A 15,341-nucleotide genomic window follows, 5' to 3' on the forward strand; every position below is an offset into this window, starting at 1 on the left:
TTTAACTTAATGTGATTTAAATAAATTTATAATAATGATATAATATAAAAAAAATAAAAATTGGAGGGTGATTTCAAAATGAAGTTTAATTTTTGCCATAATAATTTCAATGTCACTGACCTAGAGAAAAGTTTAGATTTTTATAATAAAGCTTTAGGTCTTAAAGAAGTAAAGCGTAAGGAAGCAGAAGATGGAAGTTTTATATTAGTTTATTTAGGAGATGGCATTACTAGTCATACATTAGAATTAACTTGGCTTAGAGATTGGGACAGACCATACAATTTAGGAGATAATGAATTTCACTTAGCTTTAGAAGTTGAGGAGTTTGATGAGGCAAAAAAACTTCATAAAGATTTAGATTGTATATGTTTTGAAAATGAAAGTATGGGAATTTATTTTATAGCAGACCCAGATAATTATTGGATTGAAATACTTCCTAAAAATCATTAATTTTAAGGATATATTTATAATTTCTTTACAATTAATAATAGAATAAGTTATCATTAAATTATAGGTACTAAAAATGGATAATAATGTTATGACTTTATGATTATAAAATTTTTTTGGGGGGAGTGATATTAGTGAAGAAAGCTATAGCAGCTTTAGGAATTGGAGCAGTGGCAGTATCTGTTAGCTCCATAAATGCAAGTGCTCTTGAAAAAGGCATAGTAACAGCAAGTGCCTTGAATATAAGAAGTGGGCCAAGTACTAATTGTGACAAAGTAGCAAAATTATACAAAGGAAAAGCTGTAGAGATTTTAGAAAAATCTAATGGATGGTATAAAGTAAGAGTATCGGGTTCTATTGTTGGATGGGGAAGTGCAAAATACATATCAACAAGTGGTTCATCTGAAAGCACATCAAATCAAAGTAATTCAACTTCAAGTGGAACAACTGTAAGTGGAAATGGCAAGGTAAATGTGAGTTCTAGACTGAATATAAGAAGTGGTGCAGGTACTAACTATTCATTAGTTGGTAAGGCAAATAATGGAGATGTAGTAAAATTATTAGAACAAAGCAATGGATGGTATAAAATAAAGCTATCAAATGGGGTTACTGGGTGGGCTAGTAGTCAATATATTTCTAAAACATCAGAAGATGTTGGGACAAATAATTCCAATAATTCAAACTCAAATACTACTAATAATTCTGATAAAAAACCATCTAGTGAAGAGTCAATTGAAGGTAAAAATGGTAAGGTAACATCTACTGTAAGCTTAAATGTAAGAAGTGGTCCTGGGACAAGCTATTCTATAATAGGAAAATTAAATGGTGGAGATGTTGTTGAATTAAAAGCTAAGAATAGTGGATGGTATAAAGTAAAGTTATCAAATGGAACAACTGGATGGGTGAGTGCTAACTATATTTCTGAGACTAATGAAGGTACAAAAGAAAATTCAAATTCATCATCTAATCAGAATTCTCAATCTAATAGTAATTCAAATTCATCATTTACTGGAAATTCAGATAAATCTACAGCAAAAGGCTCAACAATAGTAGACTTTGCGTATACTCTTATTGGAATACCATATCAATGGGGAGCATCAGGACCTGATAAATTTGACTGCTCTGGATTCACACAGTATGTTTTTAAAAACTCTGTAGGTATTTCTATTCCTAGAGTTTCTAGAGAACAAGCTAAGTTTGGAAGTTCAGTTTCTATGGGAAATTATGCACCAGGAGATTTAGTTTATTTTGATACTGATGGTGATGGAACAACTAATCATGTAGGTATATATGTAGGTAACAGTAGATTTATTCATTGTAGTGGTACTCAGACTAATCCTAATAAGGTTAAAGTGGATAATTTAACCAGTTCATATTGGTCTAAAGCACTACTTGGGGCAAGAAGATTTGCTTAATAAATATGATTTCTTATTAAAAAATTAGAACAAATAATTATTTGTATTCATAAATTGTGACTCTTAAAAATATACTTTATTAATAATATAATTTTGGGAGGGACAAACTAATGAATAGAAGAAAAACGATATACAGAGGATTTAATAATAATAGACATAAGATTGATTTGCGTAAATACGTTATAACGATTGCTTGCTTGTGTCTAATCGGCTATTATTCTTATACAAAAATAAAAGATAGTAAGATATTGGAGTATGTATCGGCTAAAATACCATTTCTAAATAATTCATCAGATATAACTTATAAAGATATATCTGATGAATTAAATTCAATAAAAAACGGAAAAAAATCTAAATCACAAACCAATTCAGATGATAAACAGAAAACTAATCCAGAAAAAACAGTAAATAAAGCTAAAGAACCAGAAGAAGTTAAATTAGCCACTATAGAAGGGTGGGATATGTATACTATTCAAGTTGCTGCAATAGATAATAATGATGATTTAAAAAAAATACAAACATCATTAGTTAATAATGATATACCTTTTTCAGTTATGGAGAAGGAAGGTGTAAAAAAAATACAGACATATTCTTCTTTTGATGAAAATGATGTTAGAAAGCATATAAGTAGTGTAAGAAAGGTATTTCCAGATGCATTTTTATCACATTTAGATGCACCTATGTTATCTTTAGAATATACAAGTAATTATGCTTATATAGAGAGTATATCCAAAGAATTAAATAAATTAATAACAAACTTTAAAGAAGAATCAAGTTTTTGGTCGAATGCTGAAAATAATGTAGATATGGAAAAATATAATACTATTTTGACAAATAGAAAGGCAATATCACAAAATATATCAAAAGAGGCTGAAAAGATTGATTATTCTGAAATGAGTTTATTTAAAGATAATTTAATAGAGTATGTAAAGAATGTGAATGAAAAAATTGATACAGCTTCAAAAGCTGCAAATGAAGAAAAATATAGCGTAAGTGAAAGTCTACTTTTATCATCTATGCAAGAGTATTCTATGTTCATAAATTCTATAAAATAAAATACAGAAAATTTGGACTTTAGAAAGCTATACGAAAGGGATTGTTTAATTAAGCAATCCTTTTCCTGATTTTGGCTTAATATAGGGATGTTGATTTATAAAATAAATTATAAAAATACGGATATTTTTTTAACAATTGTTAAGATTTTTTAATATATATAGTATACTTATAGAAGACAGAAAAAATGTTTTTTTATAGATAAGGGGGTAAAACAATGAAACTCTTAACTTTTAAGGGAGGGATACATCCTCCATATAGAAAAGAGTACTCTAACACAAAGGCACTTGAAAAAGCTCAAGCTCCAAAGATAGTTTACATTCCTCTTCAGCAACATATAGGGGCACCAGCTAAACCTATTGTTGAAGTTGGTGATGAAGTAAAGTTTGGGCAAAAAATAGGTGAACAACAAGGTTTCGTTTCATGTAACGTTCATTCTTCGGTATCAGGTAAAGTTATTGCTATTGAACAACATGAAGTACCAGGTGGTTCAGCTCAATGTGTAGTTATAGAAAATGACTTTAAGGAAGAATTACATGAAAGTGTTCAACCAAAAGGTCAGTTAGAGGATTTGAGCAAAGAAGATATAGTAGGTATCATAAAAGAGGCAGGAATAGTAGGTATGGGTGGAGCTACATTCCCTAACCATGTAAAAGTATCTCCTCCACCAGATAGCAAAGCAGAAGTAGTTATATTAAATGGTGCAGAATGTGAACCATATTTAACTGCAGACCACAGATTGATGGTGGAAAATCCAGAAGATGTTGTATTTGGTTTAAGAGCATTAATGAAGGTATTAGATGTTAAAAAAGGATTTATAGGAATTGAAACAAATAAACCAGATGCTATAGAAGCAATTCAAAATGCAGCTAAAGATTATAGTGAAATCGAAGTTGTTGGTCTTCAAGTGAAATATCCACAAGGAGCAGAAAAACAACTTATTTATGCGTGTACAGGCAAAGAAGTTCCATCTGGTGGATTACCAATAGCAGCAGGTGCAGTTGTTGACAACGTTGCCACAGCAGCACAAATAGCTAAATCTATTAAAACAGGTATGCCTTTGGTAGAAAGAATCACTACAATAACGGGTAGTTGCATAAAAGAACCAAAGAACCTAATAACAAAAGTTGGAACATTAGTTTCAGAAATAATAGAACAATGTGGTGGATTTAAAGAAGATAAGAAGGTTGGTAAGGTTATAATGGGTGGACCTATGATGGGAATAGCCCAGTATACTACTGAAATAGCAACTAATAAAGGTTCTTCAGGAATTTTATGTTTGGATGAGGAAGAATCACGTACTCCAGATATTCAAAACTGTTTAAGATGTGGAAGATGTACAGATGTATGTCCATCATTCTTACAACCACTTTTCATAAGTGCATATTCTTTAAAAGATGACTATGACACAGCTGAATATCATAGAGCAATGGATTGTATAGAATGTGGGTCTTGTTCATTTATTTGCCCAGCAAGAAGGCCATTACTTCAATCTATAAGATCAGCAAAGAGAGAAATAGGAGCAAAGAGAAGAAAGCAAGCTGCTCAGAAATAAAGAAAGTTAAGGGGGAAAAACGATGGAAAATAAGTTGATAGTATCATCTTCTCCTCATGTGAGAAGTAATGAAGATACTTCATATATAATGAAACAAGTTATTATAGCACTCCTTCCAGCAGCAGTAGCAGGAGTATACTTCTTTAGACTTAATGCTTTGAGTGCTATGTTTTTTTGTATACTTGGTACAGTAGGTACTGAATTTTTATATCAAAAATTTACGAAGCAAAAAAGTACTATAGGAGATTTTTCAGCTGTTGTCACAGGATTATTATTAGCATTTAACGTACCAGCATCACTTCCTTGGTGGATGTGTCTAGTAGGAGGAATATTTGCAATATTAGTAGTTAAAATGGTATTTGGTGGAATTGGATGTAACTTTATCAACCCAGCACTTGCTGCAAGAGCATTTTTATTAGCATCATTTCCAGTAGCAATGACTGCTTGGACTCAACCAGGTGTTAACTGGATAGGTAAAAATTTAGATGCAGTTACTACAGCAACTCCATTAAGCTTTTTGAAAAATGGAGCTGCGGGATTAGCAGACCTTTCTAATAATGGAATTAGTCTTGCTAATATGATGATTGGTAATATTGGTGGATGTATAGGTGAAACATCAGCAATATTATTATTATTAGGTGGAGTATACCTAATGTATAAAGGCATAATAAATTATGTTATACCAGTATTTTACATAGCAACTGTATTTATATTAACATTCCTTTTAGGTGGATTTAATATAAGTTTCGCAATATATCAACTGTTTGCTGGAGGACTTATGTTAGGTGGATTCTTCATGCTTACGGATTATACAACTTCGCCTATGACTAAGAAAGGTCAAATAATATACGCTGTATTAGCTGGTCTTATAACAACTGTTATAAGAATGTATGGTGGATATCCAGAAGGTGTATCTTACTCAATATTACTAGTAAATTGTCTTGCTCCACTTATAGATAAGTTTGTTAGAAATAGAGTGTTTGGGGAGGTGGCTAAATAATGAATAGTATGGTAAGACTAGGTGGGACTTTACTTGCTATAAGTGCTATAGCCGCATTAGCACTTGGAGCTACAAACCAAGTTACAGCTCCAGTAATAGAACAAAGAAATATACAAGCAAATAATGAACTTAGAAAAGCAGTTCTTCCAGAAGCAAAAGAATTTAAAGAAATGGACAAAAGTACTTATAAAGACCTTGGAGATGGTCTTATAGCTGAAGTGTATGAAGGATTAGATGGTTCTGAAGTAGTTGGATATACTTTAAAAGCTAAACCAAGTGGATATGGTGGAGAAATTGAAGTTATGGTAGGTATATCATCTGAGGGTCAAGTTACAGGCGTTGACATTGGTAATATGTCAGAAACAGCTGGACTTGGAGCAAAAGCTAAGGATGATGCATTTAAAGGTCAATACAAAGGAAAAACTGCTGAACCTCTTGAAGTAGCAAAAGGAAGTACGACAGCAGATAATCAAATATTAGCAATATCAGGTGCAACTATTACATCTACAGCAGTTACTACAGGAGTAAATGCCGCTATAGATGTTTTCAATAGTGCTCTTAATAAATAAGGAGGGTTAATTATGAATTTAGCTAAAGTATTTAAAAATGGGCTAATAGATGAGAACCCAACATTTGTTCAAGTTATAGGTATGTGTCCAACACTAGCCGTTACAACTTCAGCAATAAATGGAATCGGTATGGGTCTTTCAACAGCAGCAGTTTTAATATGTGCAAATTTAGTTATATCTTTAATAAGAAAAATTACGCCAGATAAGATAAGAATACCTATATTTATAGTAGTTATAGCTACATTTGTTACAATAGTAGGTATGCTTTTAAAAGCATATGTTCCTGCCCTTGATAAGGCTCTTGGTATATATATACCATTAATAGTTGTTAACTGTTTAATACTAGCTCGTGCAGAAAGTTTTGCTTTCAAAACTGGAGCTATGCCTTCAATAGTTGATGGTGTGGGTCAAGGGCTTGGATTTACTGTTGCACTTACAATAATAGGTGCAGTAAGAGAATTACTTGGAAATGGTAGTTTATTTGGAATGACACTATTTGGAGCATCTTTCCAACCAGTATTAATATTTATATTACCACCAGGTGCATTCTTAACATTAGGATTCTTATTTGCAGGATTTAATAAATTAAGAAGTAAAAAAGCGTAGTGGAGGTGTAATAAATGAATTTAATACTTTTATTTTTAAGTATCGTTCTTGTTAATAACGTTATAACATCTCAGTTCTTGGGTATATGTCCTTTCTTAGGCGTTTCTAAGAAAGTTGATACAGCAGTAGGGATGGGAGTTGCAGTTACATTCGTTTTAACTCTAGCTTCAATTATAACTTATTTTATACAAATTTTATTAGTAAAAACTGGAACTGGATTCTTACAAACAATAGCTTTTATATTGGTTATAGCTTCTATAGTTCAGTTCGTTGAAATGGTAATTCAAAAGATGAGTCCATCTTTATATCAAGCATTAGGAGTTTATTTACCTCTTATAACTACAAACTGTGCAGTTCTTGGTATAGCTCTAGTTAATGTTCAAAAAAGTTATAACTTAGTAGAAACAATAATAAACGGATTTGGAGCCGGAGCTGGATTTACTTTAGCAATAGTAATATTCGCAGGTATAAGAGAAAGACTAGAGTTAGCTGATATACCAGAAGCATTTAAAGGTTTCCCTATAACACTTATATCAGCAGGTTTAATGTCAATAGCTTTCTTAGGATTTACAGGACTTATAAAGCTATAAAAAAGAGGGGTGAAAATAGTGATACTTACAGCTGTATTAGTTTTAGGAATTATGGGCTTAATCTTCGGGATAGTACTAGATTTTGCATCTAAAAAGTTTGCTGTAGAAGTAGACGAGAGAGTGGAAGCTATACTAGGAGTACTTCCAGGAGCCAACTGTGGTGGTTGTGGATTCCCAGGTTGTGGAGGTCTTGCAAATGCAATAGTTGAAGGAAAAGCACCAGTTAATGGTTGCCCTGTAGGTGGAGCAGATGTTGGTGCAAAAGTTGGAGAAATAATGGGAATAAGTGCCGAAGCAGGTGAGAAACAAGTAGCAAAAGTTATTTGTAAAGGAACTTGTTCAAGTGCAAAAGATAAATATGAGTACGAAGGAATATCAGATTGTAGAGCAGCAAATGTTTTAAATTCAGGAGCTAAAATGTGTAAATTTGGATGTTTAGGTCTTGGAACATGTAAAGATGCTTGTAAATTTGATGCTATTTCTATAGTTGATGGAGTGGCAGTAATAGATGAAGAGAAATGTGTAAATTGTGGAAAATGTAAAGAAGTTTGCCCTAAGGGTATAATAATCACAAAACCAGAAAGTCAAGAAGTGGTTGTAGAGTGTAACAGCAAGGAATTTGGTAAAGCTGTTAAGGAAAAATGTACTGCTGGATGTATTGGCTGTGGAATGTGTGTAAAAGCTTGTAAATTTGATGCTATAGTGTTTGAAAATAAAATAGCTAAGATAGACCCTAGCAAGTGTGTAGGCTGTATGGAATGTGTAGCAAAATGCCCTACAAAAGTAATATCAGGTGATATAACTAAGAAAAAGAAAGTTACTATTGACCAAGAACTTTGCGTTGGATGTACAGTATGCAAAAAACAATGTAAGTTTGATGCAATAGAAGGAGAATTAAAAGAAAAACATAAGGTAGATGCTGATAAATGTGTAGGATGCCATTTATGTATGGAAAAATGTCCAAAGAAAGCTATTAAAATTTTGTAATATGGACAAAATAAGGATATGGAATAATTTCCATATCTCTAATGGGTACATAAAACAGAGGTATGGAATAATTTCCATACCTCTATTTTATGTATATTTATTCTAATGGTAATAAATATAACAATAGTGTAACAAAAAAGGTTCGACATTTCTGTTGAATTTTTTACAATATAGTGATAGACTAAATAGGTACAAATTACGTACAAATGAGGTGAATAAATGAATATAATCTTGGCATCAGCCTCTCCAAGAAGGAAAGACATTCTAGAGAATACAAATGTAAGATTTGATATAATTAAAAATGAAATTGATGAGATTATATTGGAAGGTGAAGCACCAAAACATTTAGTTATGAGGTTAGCTTTTGAAAAAAGCATGTCTGTAGCATCTGAACATAATGAAGATATTGTTATTGGAGCTGATACAGTTGTTGTTTTAGACAATGCTATTTTAGGAAAACCGAAAGATAAGTCTTGTGCAAGAGATATGCTAAAAAGACTATCTGGAAGAGAGCATCAAGTCATAACAGGTATTAGCTTAATAAACTTGTGCGAAGATAAAAAAGTAATTGACTATGTAATCAGCAATGTAAAATTTAAAACGTTATCAGAACAGGATATTGAGGATTATCTGAAAACTAATGAGTCATTCGACAAAGCAGGTGCTTATGGTATACAGGGATATGGAGCTTTGCTAGTTGAAGAAATTATAGGAGATTATTTTAATATAGTTGGACTTCCAATTTCGAGGCTAGGCGACCTATTAAAAAAACATTTTAGTGTAAATCTTTTTTATGGAGTGTGATTTGTCTGAAAAAGTCATTTAATTCAACCATCAAGGTAAAAGAAATGGCACCAGAGGAAAGACCCAGAGAAAAGATGCTTGTTGAAGGAGTAAAAAGCTTATCAAATACTGAGTTGTTGGCTATACTTTTAAGAACTGGCAACAAGAATAAAAATGCTATTGAGTTAGCCAACTATATAATAAATAGAGATATTCAGGGTATTAGACATTTAGAAGACATGACAATAGAGGAGCTGTGTAATATAGATGGAATTGGGTTATCAAAATCGACCCAAATTAAAGCAGCTTTAGAACTAGGCTCTAGAGTAGCTAGTTTTAAACCTATGAAGTATAAAATAAAGAATCCTTGGGATATACAGAGGTATTATATGGACAGCCTGAGGTATTTAAAAAAAGAGGTTTTTAAAGCGGTTCTTTTAAACACAAAAAATGAGATAATATCTGATGTAGATGTATCTGTAGGGACTTTAAGCTCGTCATTAGTCCATCCTAGAGAGGTTTTTAAAGAAGCTATAAGAAGGAGTGCAAGTAAGATAATAGTGATGCATAATCACCCTTCAGGAAGTGTGGAACCATCAAGAGAAGATAAAAATATCACATCAAGACTTGTTAAATGTGGAGAAATAATTGGAATAGAAATAATAGACCATGTAATTATTGGAGATGGATTATACTTTAGCTTTAAAGAAAATATGATAATTTGACTTTATATGTGATAAAATAAGAGAAGAATGTTTTAAACATGATTCTTAATAGTAGGAAGGAGTAAAATCATGGCTAAGGGAAAAAAGAAAGAAAAAAAAGGTTTTTTTAGTTTTAATAAGATGACAAAGGATATGGGAATAGATTTAGGGACTGCAAATACATTAGTTTACATAAAAGGACAAGGTATTGTTGTTAGAGAGCCATCAGTTGTCGCAATAAGAGATGACAGTAAGGAAGTATTGGCAGTAGGTGAAGAAGCAAAAAAAATGATAGGTAGAACACCAGGAAATATAGTAGCTATAAGACCTATGAAAGATGGTGTAATAGCTGATTTTGATATAACTCAATCAATGATTAGTTATTTCATACAAAAAGCAGCTGACAAAAAAGGTGTTGTAAGTCCAAGAATAGCTATATGTGTTCCTTTTGGAGTTACAGAAGTAGAAAAGAGAGCTATAGAAGAGGCTGCAAGACAAGCAGGAGCTAAAGATGCATTCCTTATAGAAGAGCCAATGGCAGCTGCTATAGGCGCTGGATTAAAAGTTGAAGAGCCAGAAGGTAATATGGTAGTTGATATTGGTGGAGGTACTTCAGAAATAGCTGTAATATCTTTAGGAGGAATCGTTACTGCTAAATCTATAAGAATAGGTGGAGACGAGTTTGATGAGTCTATAGTTGCTTATGTAAAAAAAGAATACAACCTTATGATAGGTGAAAGAACTGCTGAAAATGTTAAGATTAGCATAGGTTCTACATTTAAAGATGATGAAGAAATAAATATGCAAATAAGAGGTAGAGATTTAATTTCAGGATTACCTAAAACAATAGAAATATGCTCTACAGAAGTTAGAGAAGCATTAAAAGAACCTGTAAGTTCAATAGTAGATGCAATAAAATCTACACTGGAAAGAACTCCACCAGAATTAGCATCAGATATAATGGAAAACGGAATAATGTTAACAGGAGGGGGAGCTTTGCTTAGAGGTCTTGATAAACTTATTACACAAGAAACTGGTATGTCTGTACAAATAGCAGAAACACCTCTTGATTGTGTTGCGCTTGGAACAGGGAAATCTGTTGAAGACCAAGAAATCTTTGAAAAAGTATTAATGATGAATACTAAGAATTAGAAGTTGGTGATGGCCTTGAGATTTGACAAGAACAAAAATGAGAAAAAAAGGATTAATGTTAAAGTGATAGCAACGGGCGTAGTTGCTATCACTTTAATTGGAATTGTGGGTATATCAATTGGTAAATTTTCTAGTGGTAGTCCTGTAAACTTAGGAGTAGCTTCAGATGCTATTATAAGTGTAGGTAAAGGAATAAATGATGGATTTTCTTTTATTAAAAATGGTTTTAAAGACATAGCAGAATTTAAAGATAATTCTAAAAAGGTAAAAAAATTAGAAGAAGAAAACGAAAAACTTAAAAAAGACATGATAGCTTTAAATGCCAAACTAGATAAAACAGAATCACTAGAAGAGTTAAAAAAGACACTTAACTTTGTACAAGAAGAATATAAGGCGACAAGTATTTCTACAAGTGTTGTTGGTAAAAATGATGGAAACTGGTATGAGAGTTTTGTTATAGGTGCAGGAAAAAATTCAGGTGTAAAAAAAGAAAGTATAGTTATGAATGGCAGTGGGTTAGTTGGTGTAGTTTATGAAGTTTCCAACAATTATAGTAAGGCAATTTCACTATTGGATTCTAAGGCATCTGTAAGTTTTAAACTAGCAAAGGATGCCAATGCTAAAGGTACAATTACTCAAAATACTACTTTAGACAATAAAGATAGTTATAATAGTAAAGGGTATTTGCAAGGATATATGTTTGACTCGTCATATAATGTAATTCAAGGAGATATAATAACAACATCAGGTCTTGGATTCTTCCCAGATGGTATACCAATTGGTGAAGTTGAAAAAGTAGTTGATGATAAAGATAAGTCATTAAAATATGTAGTTGTAAAACCGTATGTTGATTTTAAGAATATAAATGACGTTGTAGTCATAGAACCAAGAAATATAGGATAAAGGGGATAAAAACAATGAAAAAAGTTTTACTTTGTCTATTGGGGATTGTGCTTATGACTATAGAAAATAGTATAACAAATTATATAGATATTTTTGGCATAAGCTTTAATTTAGTCCTTATGTATGTAACTATAATCTCTCTTTACTTAGATGAATTAGAGGGTGGGATTATAGCAGCAATAATAGGGATTATTAAAGACATAACCGTTGGCGGAATTCTTGGTGTAAATGCATTAATTTTGTTTATTATTGCATATGCAATTGGACACATGAGAGACCAGCTATATAAAGGTAGTTATATTATTACTTTTGTTTTAATTTTTATAGGCAGTTTAATTGATTCAATTGTCAATATAGGTACATCTAGTATAATTTATCAAAGCTATAACATATCAACACTTTTTGTAAAAGGTTTACTAGTAGCACCAATAGTGAATAGTTTAATTGGTTTAGTAATATATCGCTTATCTAAAAGAGCAGTTTTAAAACTTAAAGAAGATTAGTTGGTGATTTCATGGAAGAAAATAAACAAGTTGATAGACTAAAAATAATTAAAATAGTCATGAGTGTGATATTTTTAGCTATTTTAGTAAAAATAATCTACATGACTACATTTAAATATGAATATTACAATGAGTTAGCTGAGAATAAAACATATAAAAAGTTGGCAATAGAAGCTCCAAGAGGAGAAATAAAAGATAGATATGGGAGATTGTTGGCAGGAAATAAAAACTTATTTACTGTTCAAGTTTCAGGTAACGATATTAATAAGAAAGATACAAACAAACATTCAAGAGCAAATGAAATATCATTAAAACTTATAAATTTGCTGGAGAAAAATGGTGAAGAATATGTAGATGAGTTTCCTATATATGTAGAAAATGGAAAGTACTATTATACATATGACAGAGATATTAGAGAATATAAATCAGAAAATGGTATTCCAAGTGATTATAATGCTAAAGAAAGTTTTTATTATTTAGTAGATAAACTTATATCAGCTGGAATATTGTCTCAAGAAGATAAAAGATTGGATGCAACAAAATTACAGGCAAAACTAAATGAAAATGGATACTATCCACCTATTTTAGTTAGTAAATGGATGTTCACAGCAGAAAGAGATAAGATAGATTGGTTGGCTAGTTATAAGATAAAAGAAACTAAACTAAGTGCCAAAGAAGCGTTTGAAAAAGTAAGAAATAGTGATGCGTTAGAAATTGATAAAAGCTTAAGTGATGAAGATGCAAGGAAAATAATGGTTGTAAGGGATTTGATAAAATCAAAAGGATATTCTCAATATAATCCAGTAACTATTGCAAAAGATGTAGGAGAAACTACAATTGCCCAAATTGAGGAGCGTGCTATGGACCTTGTAGGTGTTTCGATAGCAGTTGAACCAGTAAGATATTATCCTAATGGGACATTAGCTTCACATATGTTAGGATATGTAGGAAAAATGCCATCCACTCAAATAGAATCATACCTTCAGAAAGGTTATGAAACTGGAGATATGGTAGGTCTTGCAGGAGTAGAAAAAAGTAACGAAAGCAGACTAAGAGGAACTGATGGTTATAAAATGGTTAAAGTTGACGCATTGGGTAGAATCAGTAAAGAAATTGAATCTAAAAAGCCTAAATCAGGAAATACTGTATACCTTACACTAGATAAAGATTTGCAAGACGTTTCAGATAATGCATTAAAACAGATAATCGAAGTTGCTTCTAAAGGTGGTACCTTTAAAAGTAAATTTGGGGACAAACCAATTAGTGCATATGCAGGAAAAGCACAATCAGCAGCTCTTATAGTTATTGATGTTAAAAATGGAGAAGTACTAGCTTCATCAAGCTATCCTAATTATGACCCAAATAAATTTGCAAAGGGTATTTCTACAGAAGACTATAAAGCACTTCAACCAAAAAATCCAAATGACTTACTAGCAGGAAGCCCTCTTTTAAACTTAGTTACACAAGGGGAATTCCAGCCAGGTTCTTCATTTAAGATGGTAACTTCAATGGCAGCCTTAGAAAATGGCTTAAATCCAAACTTTACTATAAATGACCCTGGGGTTATCATGTTAGGTAAAAAATCTTTTGGTGACTATGTGTGGAACCATGGTAGAGGAAATCATGGTATGACAAATTTATATAAAGCTATACAAGAGTCTTGTAATATATATATGGCAACTATTGGTACAGGTAAGATATGGCCCGATGGAAAAAGTATTGGTATAGATATGAATGCAAGTAAGATACTTGAGTATGCAAAATTATTTGGGTTAGATGGAAATACTGGGCTTGAAGACGAAGTAGAGGAAAGAGCAGGTAAGGTGCCTAGTACAGAGGATAAATTAAAATCAACACAAGCATTGTTAAAATCAGCTTTAGATAGAGAAATGGCCAATGACTTTGTTGATATAACTAGGGATAAAAATCCTAAAGAATACGAAAAAAGAATCGATGAAATTGTAAGTTGGGCAGCTGAAAAGAAAACTCCTGGTAGAGTAGAAACGATGAATAGATTGAAAAAATTGGATGTTAAAGAAAATAGAGTGAAAGATGTAGCGGATATGGCAGTATTTAGTTACTTTAACTTTGCAAAATGGAGTACTGCTGATACATTCAACTTAGCTATAGGGCAAGGTGAAAATGCCTATACACCAGCTCAAATATCAAGATATGTAGCTGCTATAGCAAATGGAGGTAATTTAGTAGAATTATCTGTAGTTGATAGAGCTGTCTCAAGTGATTATTCATCAGTAAAAATCAATGACCAAAAGAAAGTAGAAAAAATACCTTTCAAAAATTCTGATAATCTAAAGGAACTAACAAAAGGTATGAAATTGGTTTCGAGACAAGGTACAGCAAAAAGTGCTTTTGCTGATTTCCCAATAGATGTAGCAGCAAAGACTGGTACAGCTGAGAAAAGTGGGAAAATACCTACAGATAATGAATATGAATATTTAAAGAGTCATATGTCATCTTATAATGTTAACCTAGATGATGCGATTAAACTAGCTAATAATATGAAAGTAGAAAAAGAAAAAGAACTTTCGTTAGCTAAAGAAAAGGAAATAAAAAAGAAATTAGAGAATAAAGATTTAAAAGACGAAGAAAGAAAGAAATTAGAGGAAGAATTAGAAGATGGAGTAAAAGTTAGATTAGAGGATACTGATAAAGTAAATTCTTCATATCTAAGAAAAGCTATAAAAGAATTAAATCCAAAAATAACAGATGACCAAATAGATAAATTTAAACAAGATTATGGTTCTTTTACGTGGACTGTTGCTTTTGCTCCAGCAGATGACCCAGAAATAGCTGTTGTATGCGTAATTCCTCAAGGTGATTCAAGTGTATTCTCACTTTTACCAACTAGAGAAGTTATTGGAACTTATATGGGATTAGAGCAAACTAATAGTAAAAATGACAACAAGACGAATGATGCTAACAATTCTTCTGACGAAAATATAAATTTCGAGTCACAAATTAATAGATAGCTCAATCTATGTATAAACTTTAGCTTTATATAGAAAAAATAAAAGGGTTTAAAACGTATTTGAAGAATATAAATGATATATCAC

The 15,341-nt window shown here is 31.7% G+C and carries 15 protein-coding genes; all 15 read left to right on the forward strand.

What is annotated here, in order from left to right:
- The first annotated feature begins 78 nt into the window (after window positions 1-78).
- On the forward strand, window positions 79-450 hold the full coding sequence (locus KGF42_RS06695; protein WP_107595051.1) for a VOC family protein: 372 nt from the start codon (window positions 79-81) through the stop codon (window positions 448-450).
- A 131-nt stretch (window positions 451-581) separates the two neighbouring features.
- Window positions 582-1,862 (forward strand): C40 family peptidase, encoded by a 1,281-nt coding sequence (locus KGF42_RS06700; protein ID WP_227820952.1) that lies wholly within the window; start codon window positions 582-584, stop codon window positions 1,860-1,862.
- Between the two features lie 110 nt (window positions 1,863-1,972).
- On the forward strand, window positions 1,973-2,917 hold the full coding sequence (locus KGF42_RS06705; protein WP_227826005.1) for a hypothetical protein: 945 nt from the start codon (window positions 1,973-1,975) through the stop codon (window positions 2,915-2,917).
- Window positions 2,918-3,132: 215 nt separating this feature from the next.
- The gene (gene rsxC, locus KGF42_RS06710; protein WP_227826006.1) at window positions 3,133-4,470 is read left to right on the forward strand and encodes an electron transport complex subunit RsxC; all 1,338 of its coding nucleotides are present in this window, start codon (window positions 3,133-3,135) and stop codon (window positions 4,468-4,470) included.
- 22 nt (window positions 4,471-4,492) lie between these two features.
- Window positions 4,493-5,470, forward strand: a complete 978-nt coding sequence (locus KGF42_RS06715) for an RnfABCDGE type electron transport complex subunit D (RefSeq protein ID WP_227826007.1) — start codon at window positions 4,493-4,495, stop codon at window positions 5,468-5,470.
- Window positions 5,470-6,039 carry an RnfABCDGE type electron transport complex subunit G gene (locus tag KGF42_RS06720; protein ID WP_003419043.1) on the forward strand — a complete coding sequence of 190 codons (570 nt, stop codon included), beginning with the start codon at window positions 5,470-5,472 and terminating at the stop codon, window positions 6,037-6,039. The genes KGF42_RS06715 and KGF42_RS06720 overlap by 1 nt, the downstream gene beginning before the upstream one ends.
- A gap of 12 nt (window positions 6,040-6,051) precedes the next feature.
- On the forward strand, window positions 6,052-6,645 hold the full coding sequence (locus KGF42_RS06725) for an RnfABCDGE type electron transport complex subunit E (protein ID WP_003419045.1): 594 nt from the start codon (window positions 6,052-6,054) through the stop codon (window positions 6,643-6,645).
- Window positions 6,646-6,659: 14 nt separating this feature from the next.
- Window positions 6,660-7,235 (forward strand): electron transport complex subunit RsxA, encoded by a 576-nt coding sequence (gene rsxA, locus KGF42_RS06730; protein ID WP_003419046.1) that lies wholly within the window; start codon window positions 6,660-6,662, stop codon window positions 7,233-7,235.
- Window positions 7,236-7,250: 15 nt separating this feature from the next.
- Window positions 7,251-8,222 carry an RnfABCDGE type electron transport complex subunit B gene (locus KGF42_RS06735; RefSeq protein ID WP_227826013.1) on the forward strand — a complete coding sequence of 324 codons (972 nt, stop codon included), beginning with the start codon at window positions 7,251-7,253 and terminating at the stop codon, window positions 8,220-8,222.
- Window positions 8,223-8,441: 219 nt separating this feature from the next.
- The gene (locus KGF42_RS06740; RefSeq protein ID WP_227820948.1) at window positions 8,442-9,026 is read left to right on the forward strand and encodes a Maf family protein; all 585 of its coding nucleotides are present in this window, start codon (window positions 8,442-8,444) and stop codon (window positions 9,024-9,026) included.
- A 44-nt stretch (window positions 9,027-9,070) separates the two neighbouring features.
- Complete coding sequence (gene radC, locus KGF42_RS06745) at window positions 9,071-9,730, forward strand: RadC family protein (protein ID WP_227820989.1); 660 nt, start codon at window positions 9,071-9,073, stop codon at window positions 9,728-9,730.
- Window positions 9,731-9,799: 69 nt separating this feature from the next.
- Entirely contained in the window at window positions 9,800-10,861 is a 1,062-nt protein-coding gene (locus tag KGF42_RS06750) for a rod shape-determining protein (protein WP_285891573.1), read from the forward strand.
- A 9-nt stretch (window positions 10,862-10,870) separates the two neighbouring features.
- Entirely contained in the window at window positions 10,871-11,764 is an 894-nt protein-coding gene (gene mreC, locus KGF42_RS06755; RefSeq protein ID WP_227820987.1) for a rod shape-determining protein MreC, read from the forward strand.
- A gap of 14 nt (window positions 11,765-11,778) precedes the next feature.
- Entirely contained in the window at window positions 11,779-12,267 is a 489-nt protein-coding gene (mreD, locus tag KGF42_RS06760) for a rod shape-determining protein MreD (protein WP_227820947.1), read from the forward strand.
- An 11-nt stretch (window positions 12,268-12,278) separates the two neighbouring features.
- The gene (locus KGF42_RS06765) at window positions 12,279-15,257 is read left to right on the forward strand and encodes a penicillin-binding transpeptidase domain-containing protein (RefSeq protein ID WP_227820946.1); all 2,979 of its coding nucleotides are present in this window, start codon (window positions 12,279-12,281) and stop codon (window positions 15,255-15,257) included.
- Window positions 15,258-15,341: the final 84 nt, after the last annotated feature.

Origin of the sequence: Clostridioides sp. ZZV15-6383, from assembly GCF_020657735.1 — a bacterium.
GTDB classification, from domain to species: domain Bacteria; phylum Bacillota; class Clostridia; order Peptostreptococcales; family Peptostreptococcaceae; genus Clostridioides; species Clostridioides difficile_D.

Excerpts from the sequence above, each read along its gene's own strand:
- KGF42_RS06725 (WP_003419045.1), top strand. The coding sequence starts at position 6,052 with ATGAATTTAGCTAAAGTATTTAAAAATGGGCTAATAGATGAGAACCCA.
- KGF42_RS06720 (WP_003419043.1), top strand. The coding sequence starts at position 5,470 with ATGAATAGTATGGTAAGACTAGGTGGGACTTTACTTGCTATAAGTGCT.
- mreD (WP_227820947.1), top strand. The coding sequence starts at position 11,779 with ATGAAAAAAGTTTTACTTTGTCTATTGGGGATTGTGCTTATGACTATA.
- KGF42_RS06750 (WP_285891573.1), top strand. The coding sequence starts at position 9,800 with ATGGCTAAGGGAAAAAAGAAAGAAAAAAAAGGTTTTTTTAGTTTTAAT.
- KGF42_RS06705 (WP_227826005.1), top strand. The coding sequence starts at position 1,973 with ATGAATAGAAGAAAAACGATATACAGAGGATTTAATAATAATAGACAT.
- KGF42_RS06740 (WP_227820948.1), top strand. The coding sequence starts at position 8,442 with ATGAATATAATCTTGGCATCAGCCTCTCCAAGAAGGAAAGACATTCTA.
- rsxA (WP_003419046.1), top strand. The coding sequence starts at position 6,660 with ATGAATTTAATACTTTTATTTTTAAGTATCGTTCTTGTTAATAACGTT.
- KGF42_RS06715 (WP_227826007.1), top strand. The coding sequence starts at position 4,493 with ATGGAAAATAAGTTGATAGTATCATCTTCTCCTCATGTGAGAAGTAAT.
- radC (WP_227820989.1), top strand. The coding sequence starts at position 9,071 with ATGGCACCAGAGGAAAGACCCAGAGAAAAGATGCTTGTTGAAGGAGTA.
- rsxC (WP_227826006.1), top strand. The coding sequence starts at position 3,133 with ATGAAACTCTTAACTTTTAAGGGAGGGATACATCCTCCATATAGAAAA.
- KGF42_RS06765 (WP_227820946.1), top strand. The coding sequence starts at position 12,279 with ATGGAAGAAAATAAACAAGTTGATAGACTAAAAATAATTAAAATAGTC.
- KGF42_RS06695 (WP_107595051.1), top strand. The coding sequence starts at position 79 with ATGAAGTTTAATTTTTGCCATAATAATTTCAATGTCACTGACCTAGAG.
- mreC (WP_227820987.1), top strand. The coding sequence starts at position 10,871 with ATGGCCTTGAGATTTGACAAGAACAAAAATGAGAAAAAAAGGATTAAT.